17 protein-coding genes are annotated in these 16,913 nt (G+C 52.0%); 5 read left to right on the top strand and 12 right to left on the bottom strand.

The window, feature by feature from the left end; genetic code table 11:
• Positions 1–3: 3 nt before the first annotated feature.
• The 3 genes from ACTJJJ_RS20350 (at position 4) to ACTJJJ_RS20340 (ending at position 3,196) form a co-directional block, all read left to right on the top strand.
• A complete protein-coding gene (locus ACTJJJ_RS20350; protein ID WP_440702834.1) occupies positions 4–1,119 on the top strand; it encodes a YncE family protein in 1,116 nt (371 codons plus the stop codon).
• A 106-nt stretch (positions 1,120–1,225) separates the two neighbouring features.
• Complete coding sequence (locus ACTJJJ_RS20345) at positions 1,226–2,143, top strand: cation diffusion facilitator family transporter (RefSeq protein ID WP_440702833.1); 918 nt, start codon at positions 1,226–1,228, stop codon at positions 2,141–2,143.
• Between the two features lie 66 nt (positions 2,144–2,209).
• A complete protein-coding gene (locus ACTJJJ_RS20340) occupies positions 2,210–3,196 on the top strand; it encodes an NAD-dependent epimerase/dehydratase family protein (protein ID WP_440702832.1) in 987 nt (328 codons plus the stop codon).
• A gap of 38 nt (positions 3,197–3,234) precedes the next feature.
• On the opposite strand, the gene ACTJJJ_RS20335 is transcribed toward ACTJJJ_RS20340, so the two are convergent.
• From ACTJJJ_RS20335 to ACTJJJ_RS20315, 5 genes are read right to left on the bottom strand one after another with little or no spacing between them, the layout of a single operon-like run.
• On the bottom strand, positions 3,235–3,627 hold the full coding sequence (locus ACTJJJ_RS20335) for a VOC family protein (protein ID WP_188937734.1): 393 nt from the start codon (positions 3,625–3,627) through the stop codon (positions 3,235–3,237).
• An 11-nt stretch (positions 3,628–3,638) separates the two neighbouring features.
• Positions 3,639–3,956 (bottom strand): VOC family protein, encoded by a 318-nt coding sequence (locus ACTJJJ_RS20330; RefSeq protein ID WP_440702831.1) that lies wholly within the window; start codon positions 3,954–3,956, stop codon positions 3,639–3,641.
• The gene (locus ACTJJJ_RS20325; protein WP_440702830.1) at positions 3,953–4,078 is read right to left on the bottom strand and encodes a hypothetical protein; all 126 of its coding nucleotides are present in this window, start codon (positions 4,076–4,078) and stop codon (positions 3,953–3,955) included. The genes ACTJJJ_RS20330 and ACTJJJ_RS20325 overlap by 4 nt, the downstream gene beginning before the upstream one ends.
• A 29-nt stretch (positions 4,079–4,107) precedes the next feature.
• Positions 4,108–4,470: a DUF6597 domain-containing transcriptional factor gene (locus ACTJJJ_RS20320; RefSeq protein ID WP_440702829.1), complete on the bottom strand. Its 363-nt coding sequence runs from the start codon at positions 4,468–4,470 to the stop codon at positions 4,108–4,110.
• Position 4,471: 1 nt separating this feature from the next.
• Positions 4,472–5,974, bottom strand: coding sequence for an arylsulfatase (locus ACTJJJ_RS20315; protein WP_440702828.1), 1,503 nt, complete (start codon positions 5,972–5,974; stop codon positions 4,472–4,474).
• Between the two features lie 117 nt (positions 5,975–6,091).
• On the opposite strand from ACTJJJ_RS20315, the gene ACTJJJ_RS20310 reads away from it, so the two are divergent.
• Together ACTJJJ_RS20310 and ACTJJJ_RS20305 are read left to right on the top strand one after the other, a co-directional pair.
• Entirely contained in the window at positions 6,092–7,837 is a 1,746-nt protein-coding gene (locus ACTJJJ_RS20310; RefSeq protein WP_440702827.1) for an ABC transporter ATP-binding protein, read from the top strand.
• Entirely contained in the window at positions 7,821–9,578 is a 1,758-nt protein-coding gene (locus ACTJJJ_RS20305) for an ABC transporter ATP-binding protein (protein ID WP_188937743.1), read from the top strand. The genes ACTJJJ_RS20310 and ACTJJJ_RS20305 overlap by 17 nt, the downstream gene beginning before the upstream one ends.
• Here the strand turns inward: ACTJJJ_RS20305 and ACTJJJ_RS20300 are convergent.
• From ACTJJJ_RS20300 to ACTJJJ_RS20270, 7 genes are all read right to left on the bottom strand, one after another.
• Entirely contained in the window at positions 9,575–10,168 is a 594-nt protein-coding gene (locus ACTJJJ_RS20300; protein ID WP_440702826.1) for a GNAT family N-acetyltransferase, read from the bottom strand. The two genes, ACTJJJ_RS20305 and ACTJJJ_RS20300, sit on opposite strands and share 4 nt — an antisense overlap.
• Entirely contained in the window at positions 10,168–10,335 is a 168-nt protein-coding gene (locus ACTJJJ_RS20295) for a hypothetical protein (protein ID WP_188937745.1), read from the bottom strand. Before ACTJJJ_RS20295 ends, ACTJJJ_RS20300 begins: the two co-directional genes overlap by 1 nt.
• Before the next feature lie 127 nt (positions 10,336–10,462).
• Positions 10,463–11,746, bottom strand: a complete 1,284-nt coding sequence (locus ACTJJJ_RS20290) for a condensation domain-containing protein (protein WP_440702825.1) — start codon at positions 11,744–11,746, stop codon at positions 10,463–10,465.
• Between the two features lies 1 nt (position 11,747).
• Positions 11,748–13,028, bottom strand: coding sequence for a condensation domain-containing protein (locus ACTJJJ_RS20285; RefSeq protein WP_440702824.1), 1,281 nt, complete (start codon positions 13,026–13,028; stop codon positions 11,748–11,750).
• Positions 13,025–14,335 carry a condensation domain-containing protein gene (locus tag ACTJJJ_RS20280; RefSeq protein ID WP_440702823.1) on the bottom strand — a complete coding sequence of 437 codons (1,311 nt, stop codon included), beginning with the start codon at positions 14,333–14,335 and terminating at the stop codon, positions 13,025–13,027. Before ACTJJJ_RS20280 ends, ACTJJJ_RS20285 begins: the two co-directional genes overlap by 4 nt.
• A 3-nt stretch (positions 14,336–14,338) precedes the next feature.
• The gene (locus ACTJJJ_RS20275) at positions 14,339–15,541 is read right to left on the bottom strand and encodes a glycosyltransferase (RefSeq protein WP_440702822.1); all 1,203 of its coding nucleotides are present in this window, start codon (positions 15,539–15,541) and stop codon (positions 14,339–14,341) included.
• Entirely contained in the window at positions 15,534–16,742 is a 1,209-nt protein-coding gene (locus ACTJJJ_RS20270; RefSeq protein ID WP_440702821.1) for a glycosyltransferase, read from the bottom strand. The genes ACTJJJ_RS20275 and ACTJJJ_RS20270 overlap by 8 nt, the downstream gene beginning before the upstream one ends.
• Between the last annotated feature and the right edge of the window lie 171 nt (positions 16,743–16,913).

Raw genomic sequence — 16,913 nt, 5'->3', positions numbered from 1 at the left:
AATATGAAAAGGATCTGTCTCTGGTTGATTTTTCTCCAAATAGCTTTCATCCACGCGGGTATTGCGCAGCAAGCGCGCAAAACCGCAGGCGCTAAGCGGTACCTGTACGTAGCCACGCCCGGTATCAGGGATTACCTGGGTTACGGGGGGCACGGGTTGTTGGTTTTTGATATGGATAACAGTCACCGGTTCGTGAAAAGAATCACTACTCGCGGGCTGCATCCCAACGGAAAGCCTTCCAACGTTAAAGGAGTAGCCGTTAGCCTTCCGCTGAACAGCATTTATGTCAGCACGCTCGAAGGGCTTCAACGCATCGATCTCACGACGGAAAAGGTAGTTTGGGAAAAAGCTTTCGAAGGCGGATGCGACCGGATGGCGATCTCGCCCGATGGCCGTACCATGTACCTGCCATCGCTGGAAAAAGGTTTCTGGAATGTGGTGAGTTGTGAAACGGGCGATATTATCAAGAAAATCAATGTGCACAAAAGGGCGCACAATACAATTTACGGTGCTTCGGGCGATGCCGTGTACATGGGCGATATCGCCAGTCCATGGCTGCACATTGCCGACCCCAAAGCGCATGAGCTGACCCGGAAAGTAGGTCCGTTTGCCAACTACGTACGGCCGTTCACCGTTACGGCAGACGAATCGATGGCCTATATCACGGTCGATAGCCTATTGGGGTTTGAAGTGGGCGACATTCAAAAAGGCACGAAAATAGCGCACATCGAAGTAGAAGGATGGGAGCGCGGCCCCGTGCGACGGCACGGCAACCCGAGCCACGGCATAGGCCTCACGCCCGATGAAAAGGAAATATGGCTTTGCGACGGCCATAATATGCGCATGCACGTTTTCAGCGCAAAACCACCTTACCAGCAGCTCACGACGATCCCCGTGCAGGACATGCCCGGCTGGGTTACATTCAGCCTGGATGGCCGGCATGCGTATCCGTCGAGCGGGGAGGTAATCGATGTGAAAACCCGCAAAGTCATTGGCATATTGACGGATGAATTTCACAATAATGTGGCCAGCGAGAAGATGGTGGAGATTCAGTTTGCAGGCGATAAACCTGTACGCGCAGGGGACCAGTTTGGTGTCGGACGTGCGGGGACGCCTTAGCAAGTATTCACAAATTGATAACACACTCCCCGGAACTTGCTTTCCTTCAAAGGTCTTTCTAACTTATTAAGGGTGATCGCGTGGTATCCTGCGTTTGCCCGGCTTTATGAATGAGAGACAAAAACGGCTCAGGGAGCGACGGCTGATCAAACTTTCGATCATTACCGGCTCGGCATTTACGATCTGGGCCATTGTCGTCGGTATTGCCGGCGATTCCAAATCCATCATTTTCGACGCCCTTTTTTCGATGGTGGGGATCAGCCTGTCGGGTGTGTCGCTGCTGGTGAACAACTTCGTCCGCAAGCCCGATGACGACGACCTTCCGTTCGGCCGGGCGCAATTCGAGCCGTTTTCGATGACGCTGCAGTCGGCGGTGATCATTTTCCTCTGCTTGTATTCGCTGGCGACTTCGGTCATGGATATTATCAGCGGCGGAAAGATCGTCGAGCTCGACATTGCGTTGCCTTACCTGATCGCCTCCATTATCGGCTGTTTTTTACTTTGGTTGTATTTCAGAAGAATGGCATTGCAAATCCGCTCGGAGTATGTGCGGATCGAAGCCACCGAATGGCAGCTCGACGCGCTGCTGAGTACGGGCGTACTGGTAGTGCTGTCGCTGGGGTATTTTCTCCGCGGAACGTCCCTGGCTTACCTTATCCCGTACCTCGATCCAGGAATGGTAATCATCATCTCCATGCTTTTCCTGCGCATTCCCGTCAGTACGTTTTGGAAAAACATCCGCGAACTCCTCCAATTCGCGCCCGACGACGAGGTGGAGGAGAAAATACATCAGGAAGCGGAAGCAATTTCGAAGCGGCACGGTTTCATCGACGAATATGTGCGTGTGATCAAAACCGGCAGCAGCTACACCATCGAAATCGATTTTTTGTTACCCGAAGAACTCGCGCATACGCAAGTGAAGCAACTCGACGCGATCAGGCAGGAACTGTACGACGGCATCCGGGGAGATTACAAGATGTGGCTTAACATTTCATTCACTACCGAGCGAAAATGGATGATTTGAACAGGATCAATCTTTTTTTCAAAACCGGACAGCCATACCTTTGCCGGAAATAATATTGAAACAGCCATGAGTATTTTAGTAACAGGAAGCGCAGGGCATTTGGGCGAGGCGCTCATGCGTACCCTCCGGGCCGAGGGGCGGCAAGCCATCGGCATCGACGTCAACCATTCACCTTACACCGACCTGGTAGGTGATATCGCTGACAGGGGTTTTGTTAAAACAGCGATGCGCGGTATCCGTACCGTCATCCACACCGCTACTTTGCACAAGCCGCACGTGGCGACGCACAGCAAGCAGGATTTTGTGGATACCAACATTACCGGTACCCTCAATCTGCTCGAAGAAGCGGTGCTTCAAGGGGTTTCGGCCTTTCTTTTCACCAGTACCACCAGCACATTCGGTGCGGCGATGAACCCTGCGAAGGGCGAACCGGCCGCCTGGATTACCGAGGACGTGTCCCCGCAGCCCAAAAACATATATAGTGTTACCAAACTGGCCGCGGAAAGTCTCTGCGAGCTGTTCTACCGGAAAAGCGGCTTGCCGGTGCTGATCCTTCGGACCTCCCGCTTTTTCCCCGAAGACGACGACAATGCTGAAACCCGCCAGCTTTACGGAACGCCCAATGTGCAGGCACTGGAGCTGCTTTACCGCCGCGTCGACATTGCTGATGCTGTTGCCGCGCATTTAGCGGCTGTGGAGAAAGCTCCGGCGATCGGTTTCGGCAAATACATTATCTCGGCCACCACGCCATTTACGCCGGCCCACCTCGCGGAACTGCATACCGACGCCGCGGCGGTAATCCGCACACTCTATCCGGAAAGTGAAGGGTTGTTTGAGGCGGAAGGCTGGAAGTTGTTTCCGGAAATCGATCGCGTGTATGTGAACGAGCGCGCGCGGAGCGAGCTGGGCTGGTCGCCCGAATATGATTTTGCACGCGTGCTTCAAAGCCTGCGCGACGGTACCGATTTCAGGAGCGAACTGGCCCGGGAAGTGGGAAGCAAAGGTTACCACGAAGAAGCGTTTGAAGAAGGTCCCTTTCCCGTTGAGCCGTGATGGTGCGAAGCTCCTGCTTCGCGCCATTCATGCGCCATTTACTCCATCGCCGTGCAAATCTCCACGAGAAACCCATTCGGATCGCGTACATACGAGACGGTTTGGCCCCAAGGCTTGGTTTTAGGTTCTGAAACGCGCGTCGCTCCAACGGTTAGTGCTTTTTGAAACACCTCTTCCACGTTGTCGACTGTAAACCCGATTTCGAATGCGAACGGTTTTGCGGCTGGGTCGCTTTCGATGAAGCCGCCGGGGATGTTGGTTTTAGCAAGGGCTGTTTGTGCAAATGAAAGCGTGGTAGTTCCTGTGCTCAACTCGCCATAGTCATTGTCGGGAGAAATGAATTTTCGTTGAAAGCCGAATGCTTTTTCGTAAAATTCGATCGATGCTGCTACGTCCTTGACGTACAGGATTGTATATGCGAAATTTGCCATTTTTTTGGGTTTTAAAGATGATCGATTGGCTGATGGCCGAGCACATTGCCGGACCCGTCGACCCGGATGAACGGGTTATGTGAAATTTCCCAAATATTTCCTTCAATATCGGCAAACAGGAAGTAGCAACCGCCAAACGGAGGTTCAACAATTTCGTGCACGATTTTCACGCTTTTCCGGCACAATTCATCGTAAATGTTCTCCACTTCCGCACGGGAATTGACCATTAATGCCATGTTGAACGGCCGAAAACCGCTTCCTTCCGGATTCGCATGATGGAATTTCGCGAGATCATTCCGTCCATAAAGACCAAGCAGAATTCCGTTCAACTTAAAAAAAACAATATCCTTGTTGGCCGCTTCGATTTTCCAATCCAGTAATCGTTGTAGAAGTTGCGAAGCGTGGCAAGGTCGTCAGCGGCCAGCATTATTACGCTCAGTCTCTGTTGCATGGTAGTTTTTGTTTGATGATGTTACAAAACTACCGATCGTCAATGCTATGCTCGAACTCGGCTGTTTGATCGGTGAACGCGTGCATGGACTCATACCGGTAAAATGCAGCAAACCCGGCAGGCCTGAAACGCACGCCGATGAGGTGCGATTGGGGAGAGACAGTCGTTTCAATGGCGCGCGACATCGTCCCGACCAGGTAGCTTTGTTCATTTTTCATGAAGAATCCATTCGGGTTCGGCAACTCGTCGTCGCCGAGATTCATGATAATATCGAAGCAACCGTCAGGCAGGATTGTCTCGACGGCCATAGGCATATTGTCACCGATTACCTGCCAGTAAGCATCGATGTAGGGCGCCAGTGCCAGATGCGGACGATATTCTGTGTAGGTCATATTATTTATCACTCGCCGCAATCACCGGCAGTACAAACTGCCAGGCCGCATTAGCGGGTTCCTGGTGTTCCTTTTTGACGATTCCATCCAGTTTTTTCAGGATATCCGGGTATTTTGCTGCGAGATCGGTGGTTTCGCCGCGGTCGGTTTTGAGGTTGAAGAGCTGCCACGGGTTGGCCGGATTTTTCCTTAAATCTGTTTTGACCCCTTTCCAATCTCCCATCCGGATGGCGATCTGGCCGCCTTTTTCGGGGTATTCAAAATAGAGGTAGGGATGCTTTTGCTGCCGGTTGGTTTGGCCTAAAAGTTCGGGTAAAAAGGAAATGCCATCCGTAGGAGGCGTTGCCTGGCCGGTGAGTTCGGCTAACGTGGCTAAAAGGTCGAACTGGGCGGAAATGTGGTCACTTACGCGGCCTGGCTTAATTTTCCCCGGCCAGCGGGCGATGAACGGTTCGCGGATACCTCCCTCGTAAACGTCCATTTTTAAGCCGCGCAAGCCGGCTACGCTGTTAAAGAATTGCGGGTTCACACCCCCGTTGAAAGTGGCGCCATTATCGCTGCTGAACATGACGATTGTATTTCCGTCCAAACCCGAGTCCCTGAGTTTGTCCAAAATAATACCAACCTGGTCGTCCAGAAAGGTGACCATGGCGGCGTAGGTGGAGAGCGGATATTTGGTGGAAGCGTAACCCTTTTCGCCGTAATAGGGCTTCTCATCGAACTGTCCGATATACTTTTTAACGTACTCGTCCGGCGCTTGCAGCGATACGTGGGGAATGGTGTAAGGCATATACAGGAAAAACGGGCCGTTCTTGCTCCGTTCGATAAATGCTAATGCCTTTTCGGTCATTTTGGACGGGGCGTATTCTTTGCCTTTGAACGAATCGAAGTCGGCGTCGGTGGCTGTGGCGGGGTCCAGCTTCCGGTGCACATCCTGCCAGGGTTGGGCGAGGGTATCCCAGCGATCGTTTTCCCATAAATGCGAAGGGTAGAGGTTATGGGCCTGTTTCTGGTCGAGGTAGCCATAGTAGTAATCGAAACCTTGTTTGGAGGGCGTGCCTTCGGTGTTGTTCATACCCATGCCCCATTTGCCGGTAAGCGCAGTGGCGTAGCCTCTTTGTTTGAGTAGTTCGGCCACGGTGAATTCGTTTGCCGGAAGAGGCATTTGCCCGCGTTCCTCGTCGTCGCGGAACGTGCCGAGTTCGAAGTTGCCACGGATGGCCGAGTGGCCCGCATGTTTGCCCGTCATGAGCATCGCACGCGCGGGGGCACACACGGGCGTACCTGTGTAATGTTGCGTGAAGCGGATACCCTCTTTGGCAAGGCGGTCGAGGTTGGGCGTTTGGATCTTTTGCTGCCCATAGCAGCCCAGTTCGCCGTAACCGAGGTCGTCGGCATAGATGTAGATGATGTTCGGGAGCCTGCCGGGCGACGGTTTGGCCTGCTGGGCCATGGCGAAGTGCGTAATTGCTAATGTCAGTAAAAAGAGGTTAAGGAGTCTCATTCAGATGCGGTTTGGATTTAGACGGCCGGGAATTTAACCAAAATTTAACCACGGTAACGGGCAGTGATTCAAAAATATACCTTGCTATATTTGCCGCCGTATTTAATCTAAACCCATATGTCTGAAAAAGCCAACCCCGGAAAGCCCAAACAGCCGGGCATATTCAGCTTACTGGCTCCATACAAGGCGTTGGTCTTCCTGCTTTTGCTGTTTGCAGTGCTGAGCAACGGTATCAACCTCTGGCTTCCCAAGCTGGTGGCCGACGGGATCGATGATTACACCCAGGGGCGTTTCGACCTGAACGTGACGCTGGTCGAGTTCACCGGCGCGGTGATTTTCATATTCGTATTTGCATACCTGCAAAGTATTATCCAGACCTACGCTTCCGAAAAAGTAGCCCGCGACTTGCGGACAAGGTTGTCGGACAAGATTTCAAAACAAAGTCACGCATTTATCGAACAAACCACTGCCGCGAAACTGCTTACCAACCTTACGGCCGACATCGATTCGATTAAAATGTTTGTGTCCCAGGCCATTGTCGCGATCGTCTCGTCGCTTTTCCTCATCATCGGGGCGAGTGTGTTGCTACTGAGCATCAATTGGAAACTGGCATTGACGGTCCTGGCGATCATTCCCATTATCGGGGGGATGTTTGCCTTTACTTTGAAGAAAGTCCGCACATTGTTCGTACAAAGCCGGGAGGTGATCGACTGGCTTAATAAGATCATTAACGAGAGCATCCTCGGCTCTGCATTGATACGGGTCGTGAATTCCCAGCAGCTTGAATATGTGAAATTCCTGGAAGCGAATACCAAAGCGAAGGGCTTCGGGCTTGCCATCCTGAGCCTTTTTGCAGGGCTTATTCCGGTGGTGACGTTTACGGCCAACGTTTCGATGCTGACGATCCTCGTGTTAGGCGGACACTTCGTGATCGAGGGCGATATGACCCTGGGCAGTTTCGCCGCATTCAACAGTTATCTCGGCATTCTTATTTTTCCAATTCTTGTCATTGGTTTTATGAGCAATGTGATCGCCCAGGCCACAGCTTCCTATCAGCGGATTTCGGCTGTTTTGAATGTTTCGGATCCGGTGGAGGCAGGTGCTTCTACCGCGTTGTTACTTGGTAATATCGCATTGGAGGAGGTAACTGTCCGTTACGGTGAAAAACCGGCATTGAAAGATATCAATCTGTCGGTAAATGCTGGTTCGCGGATTGCCGTGATCGGCCCGACAGCCGCGGGCAAAACGCAGTTGCTGTACCTGCTCACCGGGCTTATCCAGCCGCAGGAAGGCAGGGTTACTTTTGACGAGCACCCGATCGATTATTACGACAGCGAGTCGTTTCACCGCCAGGTCGGCTTTGTTTTTCAGGATAGTATCATTTTCAATATGAGTATCCGCGAAAACATTGCATTCAGCACGACGGTAACGGACGAATCTTTGCAAAAAGCGATCGACACGGCAGAGCTGACGGCATTCATCGAAAGCTTGTCCGAAGGCCTGGATACCGTTGTTTCGGAGCGCGGTGCGAGCCTTTCTGGCGGGCAGAAGCAGCGTATTATGCTTGCGCGGGCACTGGCTATGAATCCGAAAATACTCCTGCTCGACGATTTTACGGCGAGGGTCGACAGTATGACCGAAAAGAAGATCCTGGCGAATGTGGAGCGGAACTACCCCGGCATTACATTGATTTCCGTGACGCAGAAAATAGCGGCCGTCGAGCATTATGACCAGATTGTGGTACTGATGGAAGGCGAGCTGATCGGCTGCGGCACGCACGACGAGCTGATGCTGACAAGCCCCGAATACGTGCAGATTTTCAATTCGCAACAAAGCACCAGCAACTATGAACTACGATCTTAATAAAATTTCAGAAGAGCGGCAGAAAACCTCGACGCTGAAAGCGCTCAGAAAGTTGCTGGAACTGATTTCCCACGAACGCGGCAACCTGGCGCTGGCACTGGGCGCGATTGCGCTGAATACTACTGTGAACCTGGTCGGCCCGTACCTGATAGGCCGCGCGATCGACCGGTACGTGGTGACGAAACAGTTTCATGGGCTGCTCGTTTTCGGAGGTATTCTGCTCGTGATGTATCTGCTCGGACTTGCAACCGCCTATACCCAGACCAAACTGATGGGCGGGGTGGGGCAGCGGCTGCTGTTTACCCTCAGAAATGCCATTTTTAACAAATTGCAGCAGCTTCCGGTCGCGTTTTTTAACCAGAACAAGGCCGGTGACCTCATTTCGCGGGTCAATAACGACACCGATAAGCTGAACCAGTTCTTTTCGCAATCGCTGATGCAATTTGTGGGGAGTATTTTTACGATGCTCGGTGCGGGGATTTTCTTAATGGTGATTAATGTAAAACTGGGGTCGGCGGCATTGGCGCCTGCCGTTGTGATCCTGCTTTTTACGATCGTATTGTCGCCCTGGGTGAAGGCTACCAATGCCAAAAACCTCAAAAGTACCGGTGCGCTGAGTGCAGAAATACAGGAAAGCCTGAACAATTTCAAAGTGGTGATTGCTTTCAACCGCCGCGACTATTTCAGGCAGCGTTTCCAGTTGGCTAACCTGGAAAATTACCGCACGGCCATTCGCGCGGGCCTGGCGAACAACGTTTTCCTGCCTACGTATTCGTTATTTTCCAATATTGCCCAGCTCGTCGTGCTGACTTACGGTATTCACCTGATCAGCCTGGGCGAGTTCAGTGTAGGGCTGCTGGTGAGTTACCTGGCGTATGCGACCAATTTTTATAATCCGTTGCGTCAACTGGCGGCATTATGGGCCAGTTTTCAGGTTGCGATGGCGGGCTGGGACCGCGTTTCGCAGATACTCGCATTGGAAACCGATCTCCTGCCCGAGCCGGAAACAACCCGTAAAACCGACGGCGCATTGCTGGAATTCCGCGACGTGCGGTTTGGTTACGACAGCCGTGAAATCCTGCATCAGGTCAATTTCAAACTAGAACGGGGCAAAACCTATGCATTGATCGGCCCGACCGGCGGCGGAAAAACCACCACGGCCTCGCTCATCGCGCGCCTGTACGACCCGCGCGAGGGCATTGTGCTGCTGGACGGGCGCGACATCCGCACCTATACGCCCGAAGAACGGAGCCGGAAGATCGGCTTTATTTTGCAGGAGCCGTTCCTTTTCTCCGGCACCATCCGTGAGAATATCCTCTACGGCAACGATCAATTAAAGGATTTTTCCCACGAAAAACTGGAAGAGGTGATCCGCAGCGCCAATCTGGGGGAAATACTGGCATTGTTTGAAGACGGCCTGGAAACAAAAGTCTCCGCAACCGGTGACACTGCGAGTTTGGGTCAAAAACAGCTCATCGCATTCATGCGTGCCGTCCTGCGCAGCCCCGAGTTGCTGATACTCGACGAAGCCACGGCCAACATCGATACCGTTACCGAAAAGCTGCTCGGCGATATTCTGAAACAGCTCCCGGAATCTACCACGCAAGTCATCATCGCCCACCGCCTCAACACCATCGAAAACGCCGACGAAATCTTCTTCGTCAACTCCGGCGAAGTAAACCGCGCCGGGTCATTGAGCGATGCAATGGGGATGTTGTTGAAAGGGAATAGGGCTAGTTAGGAGTGTTTTATAGCATTGATTTGCTGAATAAGTGGCATCAGGTCAAAATACATAGTCCTAAAACCATCGGCAGGAGGTAGAAGCTCGTCGGGGTTTGTAAAACGGAAGCCCAGTTTTGCATAAAATCCGGATGCATCGTACGGCTTTTCCGGCAAGTCGGCGTCGAATAATGCGTCCACGGTCATAAAGCGGATTCCGAGCCGCGGAACCAATTCTAATATGACATATTTCATCGCCCAGTCCATCAGCCTCCGGCCGGAACCTTTGGCCCGAGGATCAGCTGCCAACCAGCCAATCTTTACGGCCGGAAAAGTAGTATAGCGAACATCTTCATTGATGAGAATGGGTGCCCCCATTGTTAGTTTATCCGTCAGTAACGTAATGTATGCCGCAAGGCCTTCTTCACAGCTCACGAGCCAGCATTTGCTGGTGAAGCTTTTTAGCTCATTTCGAATTTTCTGACCTTTGATATAGGATACAAACTCACCCCGACCACAACGAAAACCAATCCCAACATCCGTTCGATCTGGATTGAATTCGGTGACATCGTGTTGTGAAAAATCTATCCCGGAGAATTTGGGATAGGGCATTACTTCTGCGCGTTTGATTTTTCCTTTTTGATCTGTTCGGTGATCCTGTGAATAGTGGCCCAGGCTTCTTCGTTGGCCAGGTAGCCGCCAGTTTTGATAGCTTGTGACAGCGCTTCTGCTTCACGTCCCACGACCGGTTTGGAAATGGTATCGCCTGAATATTTCATTTTGTGTAATGTTTAAATGAATGAATTTCAGCGAGCGGTGATCTGTTTGGATGATCTAAATCAGAGCCGCATTGGAACGTGAGTTAGCAAAATTACAAATTAACCCGGATAATGAAAGAGAGATCTATTACACCTGTTGCGGAGCCGCAGTACGAGTGTCTTCCAAAAGCATCCACATCGCTTCCCGGCATATCTTTTCCGCGTCGATCATGGGCAGGAAACTTTCGTGGGAGCAGAAGGAAAAGTTCATTTTTCCTGCAAATGTGCTTACTACCAGTGTATTGGGGTTGCGCCAGGGAAACCCCACCGAGGGGCTGTGAATGGCTCCGACAATGAAATTGTTGTAGCGCGAAGGTATGTCCAGCACACCCATATTGGAGATGGTGATGTCGTGGCTGCCTGTTGTGGAGCGCATGTGCCTGAGCAATGCGTTGGTGGAACTGTGGAAATATTCGGTAATGAATAGCATCTCCGCCGCGTTGACGTTGTCGGCTTTTTCAACAAGTGCCTGTTTCAGGTGCCGTGCTTCCTGCCATAAGTCGTGTTGCGCCCCTTTCCTGCTAAGCGAAAGCTCTACAATGGGCGCGAATGCAAACAGATGATCATGACCGACGCCCGGCAGGTAACGCCGTATGTCGACGGGGCTGATGACTTTGTTGCGCGACGTTTTTCCATTAACGGACTGATATGCGAGCAACAAGGCTGTGCATAATGCTGCCTGGACAGTCGTTTTTTCGGCCTTGCATTTTTTGATCAGCCCAGAGGTCGTTTCTTTGTCGAGGGTATGCGTAAGGAGATAGTAACTTCCCTCACGCGGCGCAGGCTTAGGATTCAAAATCGCGAAAAGGCCTCTTGCGAGCGATGAAAACAGCTTGCCTTTCCAATGTATCATCCGGCTCTCGCGGACGGAAGCGGGAACCAGCGCGTCGACCGATTGAAAACCTTCATAAGGTTCCAGGTTCATTTCCGGATCGTCGAGGAGCAGCAATAGTTCGCGCATGAGCGTTACGAATCCGGAACCATCGCAAACGCAGTGCGGGCATACCAGCAACAGATCGGAAACGGTTTCGGATCGGAGCCATACCAGCCGCGCGGCCGGTTCTGTGGTTAGGTCGAACGGCCTTTCCCATTCCAGCAGACTTACTTCTTCCCAATGAACGTCGGATGTCCGCTCGATAATGTCGATTGGTATCGACGAAATGGATGAGTTGGTAACAAATACAGGGATATTTGTCCTGCTCCACGCTACATTTGTGCGCAATAACGGATGCCGGTTTTGAATTTTTGCAAGCGCGGATGTGATCTGCTGTTCGGAAAAATGTCCTTCAACCGAAGCCGCAAAGACGCAGTTGACGGGTACAAGTCCATCGGCATACATGATCCGTTCTCCTACAATCATTGGTCTGTTCATCTCAATCCTGGATAGTAACGGGTTTAGCTTCCAATAAATGCTTTCTGAGCAGGGCCATGGCAGTGCCGATAATGAATTCGCCATCCTGCCTGGTTATATATTGTTCTTCGGAGTGAAACGCGAAGTCCATCCGGCCGCCGAATGTCGATACCGAAACTTTCGAAGGGTTCCCCATCGGAAATCGTGAAAATGGGCTGTACACTTCCCTGACCCTGATTTGCCCGTAAGTTTCGTTCAACGGAATGCGGCCGATATTGGCGAATGCGAAATCGTGGCCACCTCTACCAGCTTTGGCATATTTACTGGTCCGGGAATATAATGGCAGCAGGTATTCGCTGAAAAACAGTAGCTTAGGTGCGTTTGTTTTCGCTAATTGCTTGTACAAACTCTCCTTCACGGCGATTGTCTGGGCACGAAAGCCGGTACTGTCTTTCGGTGTTTTCAATCCGGCCATGGATGGAAACGCGAACAGGTGATCCTTGCCGATCTGGGGTAAGAACCTGCGCATATCGACGGACGAAAACATTTGCCCACTCGTACGCACATTACGAGCGCGCCCAAATGCACGCATGAAGACTAGAATTAATGCGGCATTGAGGTTGATATCTTCTTTCCTGCATGCAGAGAGCAATGTGGCCGTTTCTGTTTCGCTGAGTTTCCAGCGGATCGTGTAAAACCGGTCTTTTTGGGCTGCCTTCATCCAGGCTACCCCCCAAAGGAAGAGGCGGGTAACAACGGCCAGCGACCTTCCGGCCAGGCGGTTGAGTTGGCTTTGCCGCATTTCGGCAGGAACAAGCGCTTCCGGGCAGAAAGGAGCATAGGGATGCAGCGTGGTGCCGGGCTCAGCGAGGCATTCGAGTAGTTCCCGCATGAGGGTGATAATGGAGGTGGCGTCGCCGATGCAATGGTGGCAAACGATCAGCAGTTCGGAGACCTGCTCAGAGCGGAGCCATACGAGTCGCGCCAATGGGGTACTGTTTGCATTGAAAGGTGTGCTCCATTCGGCTTCTGCTTCTGCCAGCCAATCGTCGTCCGACTGCCTTTCAATCATGCGGTATGGAATGGGTTCTATCAATTCCTGCGTGACGTACGACGGAATGCCGTCGGTTCCGGTTTCTACGGTTACACGCAGGAAAGGGTGTTTTTGTTGGATTTTCTGCAATGCATTCCTTACGGCACTTTCCTCAAAGAAACCCTCGACTTTCACCGGAAACACGACGTTCACCGGCGTATCCGCGCCAGCGTACATGGAGGCTTCCAGAAAAACCATCCTTCTTTTCATAGGCGTACGGAATCTGGTATGAATACGGTTTCAAAGAGGATTTCCATTGCTTTTTCCCGGATTTGCATGGCGGTTGCCCGTTGCATAAATTCCTGGTTTGATACGAATGAAAAATCCATCTGGCCTTTGAAAGTGGTGGTAATGATCGTATTAGGGTTCGCAAACGGCCCTATTACCGTCGGGCTGTAAATCGTTTCGACTGTGAAATGCCGGAATTGGGCAGGAATATCGAGTTTACCCATATTGGAAAACATAAAATCGTTGCCCACTTTGGCGTAGGTCAAAAAGCGGCGCAGCTTATGGACGGAGCGATGCGAAGCCTCCATGATCATGGTAAACTCATAAGGGTCCAGCCTGGCCATCTGCTTGGCAACGTGGATTTGCAGTGTTTTTGCTTTTTCCCAAAAACTGTTTCCGAAAGCTTGTTTGAGGCCGATATTCAAAGCTAACCCATACGAAAAAAGCATATCACGCTTCACTTCGGGCATATAGCGGCGGATATCCACCGGGCAGGTAGCCTTGCCATGCGCGCCTGGGCCATTTATTGCTTTGAAAGCTTCCATTAATGCCAGCCCGATGGCCGTATTGACCGTGACGCCTTCCTGTTTACACTGTCTAAAAAGCGCTTTTGACTGTTCCGAACCTAGCTTCCAGTTGACTAGGTAATCACCCGTGCGCGGGCCGCCCGAACGCGGGCCGGATTTCCTTTTGGTGGAAATAAACAATGAGCCCAGCGATAGCCCTGCATGTACCAACGCAGCCGAAAACTTTGCTTTGAAGCGGTTGCGGCGGTTGTGCAATAATTCGGCCGGGATCAGGTCGCGGATGTTTCGAAACGCCGGTGCTTTGCCGATTTCCGCCTGAGGGGCGTCGAGTAAGGTCAAAAGATCATTGAGCAATGCAACGCCCGAGCCGCCGTCGCACATGCAGTGGTGGAAGGCCATAATGAGGTCGGAAACTTCGGTCGAGCGGATCCAGGTAATACGCAGCAGCGGGCCATTTTTGATATCAAACGATGTTCCCAGCTCACGGACCGTTTCACGGTTCCAGTCGTCGTCATCCGCCCGTTCCACAATTCTGAGTGGAATATCCGGCCGGGAAGGCGGCGTGTGAAAAAAAGGTAGCCCCGTAGCATCAATACCAATGGCCGTGCGCAGCATCGCATACTTTTCCTGCAAACGGGCAAGCGCCGCGCGGAGTTGTCCTCGGTTGAGCTGCCCATTGATTTTTAGTGCATAAACCCCGTGAAAAGGCTCGCTACCATCGCCAAAAAGCACCCTTTCCAGAAAAAGTAGGTTTCGTTTCATCGGCTATGCATTTTCGGTTACATGGTTTGCCAGCGCGAAATTTTCGAGCAGTTCCACGGCCTTCGCATTGCCGCCAGCCGCATTGAAAGTGTCGCGGATATGCCGGGCCGCATTTCGGTATTTCGGGTTTTCGAGCAGTTCCCGCATCGCATTTTTTACATCGGCAACGCGCAGGCGTTTGTATCGTACCTTAATGCCGCAACCGGCATTTTCGATCAACGCGGCAGTATGGAAATGGTCGTATGCAATGGGGGTAATGAGCATCGGCAGGCCGTTCATGAACGAGTCGTTCACCGTGTTGAAGCCGCCGTGGCAGATCACCGCATCCATTTTTGGAATAATATCGGCCTGTGGTACAAAGCCTTGCACAATGAAGTTTTCGGGCCATTCGTCGATCACCGATGGGTCGGTAGCCGCCACGATGGTAATCGGCTCGTTGCCGAATGCTTCGATGAGTTTCAGGAAAAACTCTTTTCTGATATCAACCAGCAAGGTGCCAAGCGATACGAATACCTTGGGCGTAGTAGCCCTTTCGAGTCGTTCCCAATCGAAAGGCGTTTCATTCGGGCGACCTTTAACCGGGCCTACAAACTTCATATGCGCTTCCGGCTCGGGAAATCCGGCAAACTCTTTGGAAGTGAACACGATATTCATCTGATGCGAATGGATCACAAACTCGTCCGTGTAAATGCCAAGTTCGCGTTGCAGGCCTTTGATGAGGTTCTGCTGCCATTCGAATATTTTGGGGGCCGAGTTGGCCGTGTCGCCCATGACATCCGGCGGTACGGGCGTGGTGGTCACGCACGGAATGCCTTTAAGATGGGCTACTAATGCCCCGGCAAAGGTAATGCAGTCGTTTACGATGACGTCCGGTTGGAAATCGTCGACAACACGTGCTACGCCAGGCACCATAATCCTCGCAAAAGGAATGTAAGTCTCTTCCAATGCAAGCTTCATTACCTCGGGCCCTGAAAGTGACGGGCCGTCGTCCTGGCGTTTCAGTATGCGTTCGATCTCGTCGTGATGCGGCGCGAGTTCCGCTTCGGGCAGCATGTAGCGCCCGCCTTCGGGAATGTGTTTGTCTGCGAGGGGGACCAGCCCCGTCCAGGCGACTTCATGGCCATGGGCAAGCAGGCTTGCGCCCACGCTGAGCGTAGGGCTGATGTGCCCGAAAAACGGAGGTACTACAAATAGAAATTTAGCCATTCTGGAAGACATTCTGGAAGACTTTGACTGGTATCTGGTCTAGCCACTTCGCCGCGGTGCCGGTGCCGCCCGCACGCTCGAAAGAGCTTTGGATGCGCTGCGCCGCGATCCGGTAAGCCGGATCATTTAATATATCGTTGACCGCCTTTTTAAGGTGCGGAGCTTTAAACCGGTTGAAATTGAGCCTTACGCCGCACCCGTTCGCTACCACGCGCCCGGCTACGTGCGACTGGTCGTAAGCGATCGGCACCACTACAAGCGGCAGGGCATTTGACAATGCCTCCGAAACGGTGTTGTGACCCGCATGGCACACGACGCCGTCGAGGTGCGGCAGTAATTCAAGCTGGGGCACACGTTGTTGTATCAAAAAATTGGAAGGCCATGTTTCGAACAAAGTGTCATCTGAAACCACCACCACAAAAATTTCCTCCCCGCCAAATGCATCAACCACTTTCGTGAAAAAGTCTTTTTTGAACTGATGATCGAATGTAGTACCGATAGAAATCAGGATTTTAGGGACGCTTTGACTCTTTAATTTTGCCCAATCAAAAGAAATATCGGCAACCCGATTGGCGATTACGGGCCCGGGAAAACGGTAATGGTCCGGAAGCTCCATTTCACCGAAAAATTCGCGTGACGTGAAAACGAGTGTGAGCAACTCCGAGGTAGCGAGCGATTTTTCGCCTTCAATGCCCAGTTCCCGTTGCAGGCCGATAATCTGCTTCACCTCCCATTCGTGGATTTTGGGCAAATCTTCCATCATTTTCACGGCTGCGGGAGCGGTTACCGATGTAGCGTAGGGAATATAGAGCAAATGCGCCGCCATACCGCCAGCAAAAACCTGGTGGTCGTTGATGACGACGTCGGGCTGCCAACTTTGCAGGATCTGCATCATACCGTCGAACATGTAGCGGTTCAATGGCACGAGTACTTCTTCGTACAGGAACTTGATGCTCTCGATGCCGTACACATTCTTTTTGGTGATAATGTCGAGGTATTCAGCATTGGCCTGCTTTTCGGAATCGGCCTGGTCGTAACGGATCACCAGCAGCTGGCCTCCCGCGGGTAATTTTGTCTGCAACTGCTCGTCCAGACTGATCCACGCCACCTCATGGCCCATTGCGAGAAGCTCCGCGCCGACGCTGAGCGTCGGGTTGATGTGGCCTGTTAGCGGCGGGACGATAAAAGCGAATTTTGACATCTATCTATCTATCTATCTATCTATCTATCTATCTATCTCGGTGGCTGCGATGCGCTCTGCCCTAGGCTTCAGCCTAGGGTTGTGCTATCGTCGCACTTGCGCCACTATATCTAAGCACGCTCGACAGTGCAACCCCAGGCTTCAGCCTGGGGACACTGGTGCATGCCATAC

The organism is Dyadobacter sp. 22481, assembly GCF_052044875.1.
Classification (GTDB): domain Bacteria; phylum Bacteroidota; class Bacteroidia; order Cytophagales; family Spirosomataceae; genus Dyadobacter; species Dyadobacter endophyticus.
Note: the sequence above shows the minus strand (reverse complement) of the source record. Positions and strands in the feature narration are given on the sequence as shown.

Bases quoted from the DNA above. Each gene is read 5' to 3' on its own strand.
- ACTJJJ_RS20345 (WP_440702833.1), top strand. From the start codon at position 1,226: ATGAATGAGAGACAAAAACGGCTCAGGGAGCGACGGCTGATCAAACTT.
- ACTJJJ_RS20320 (WP_440702829.1), bottom strand. From the start codon at position 4,470: ATGACCTACACAGAATATCGTCCGCATCTGGCACTGGCGCCCTACATC.
- ACTJJJ_RS20340 (WP_440702832.1), top strand. From the start codon at position 2,210: ATGAGTATTTTAGTAACAGGAAGCGCAGGGCATTTGGGCGAGGCGCTC.
- ACTJJJ_RS20315 (WP_440702828.1), bottom strand. From the start codon at position 5,974: ATGAGACTCCTTAACCTCTTTTTACTGACATTAGCAATTACGCACTTC.
- ACTJJJ_RS20285 (WP_440702824.1), bottom strand. From the start codon at position 13,028: ATGAAAAGAAGGATGGTTTTTCTGGAAGCCTCCATGTACGCTGGCGCG.
- ACTJJJ_RS20325 (WP_440702830.1), bottom strand. From the start codon at position 4,078: ATGCAACAGAGACTGAGCGTAATAATGCTGGCCGCTGACGACCTTGCC.
- ACTJJJ_RS20300 (WP_440702826.1), bottom strand. From the start codon at position 10,168: ATGCCCTATCCCAAATTCTCCGGGATAGATTTTTCACAACACGATGTC.
- ACTJJJ_RS20270 (WP_440702821.1), bottom strand. From the start codon at position 16,742: ATGTCAAAATTCGCTTTTATCGTCCCGCCGCTAACAGGCCACATCAAC.
- ACTJJJ_RS20275 (WP_440702822.1), bottom strand. From the start codon at position 15,541: ATGGCTAAATTTCTATTTGTAGTACCTCCGTTTTTCGGGCACATCAGC.
- ACTJJJ_RS20350 (WP_440702834.1), top strand. From the start codon at position 4: ATGAAAAGGATCTGTCTCTGGTTGATTTTTCTCCAAATAGCTTTCATC.
- ACTJJJ_RS20280 (WP_440702823.1), bottom strand. From the start codon at position 14,335: ATGAAACGAAACCTACTTTTTCTGGAAAGGGTGCTTTTTGGCGATGGT.
- ACTJJJ_RS20290 (WP_440702825.1), bottom strand. From the start codon at position 11,746: ATGAACAGACCAATGATTGTAGGAGAACGGATCATGTATGCCGATGGA.
- ACTJJJ_RS20305 (WP_188937743.1), top strand. From the start codon at position 7,821: ATGAACTACGATCTTAATAAAATTTCAGAAGAGCGGCAGAAAACCTCG.
- ACTJJJ_RS20335 (WP_188937734.1), bottom strand. From the start codon at position 3,627: ATGGCAAATTTCGCATATACAATCCTGTACGTCAAGGACGTAGCAGCA.
- ACTJJJ_RS20295 (WP_188937745.1), bottom strand. From the start codon at position 10,335: ATGAAATATTCAGGCGATACCATTTCCAAACCGGTCGTGGGACGTGAA.
- ACTJJJ_RS20310 (WP_440702827.1), top strand. From the start codon at position 6,092: ATGTCTGAAAAAGCCAACCCCGGAAAGCCCAAACAGCCGGGCATATTC.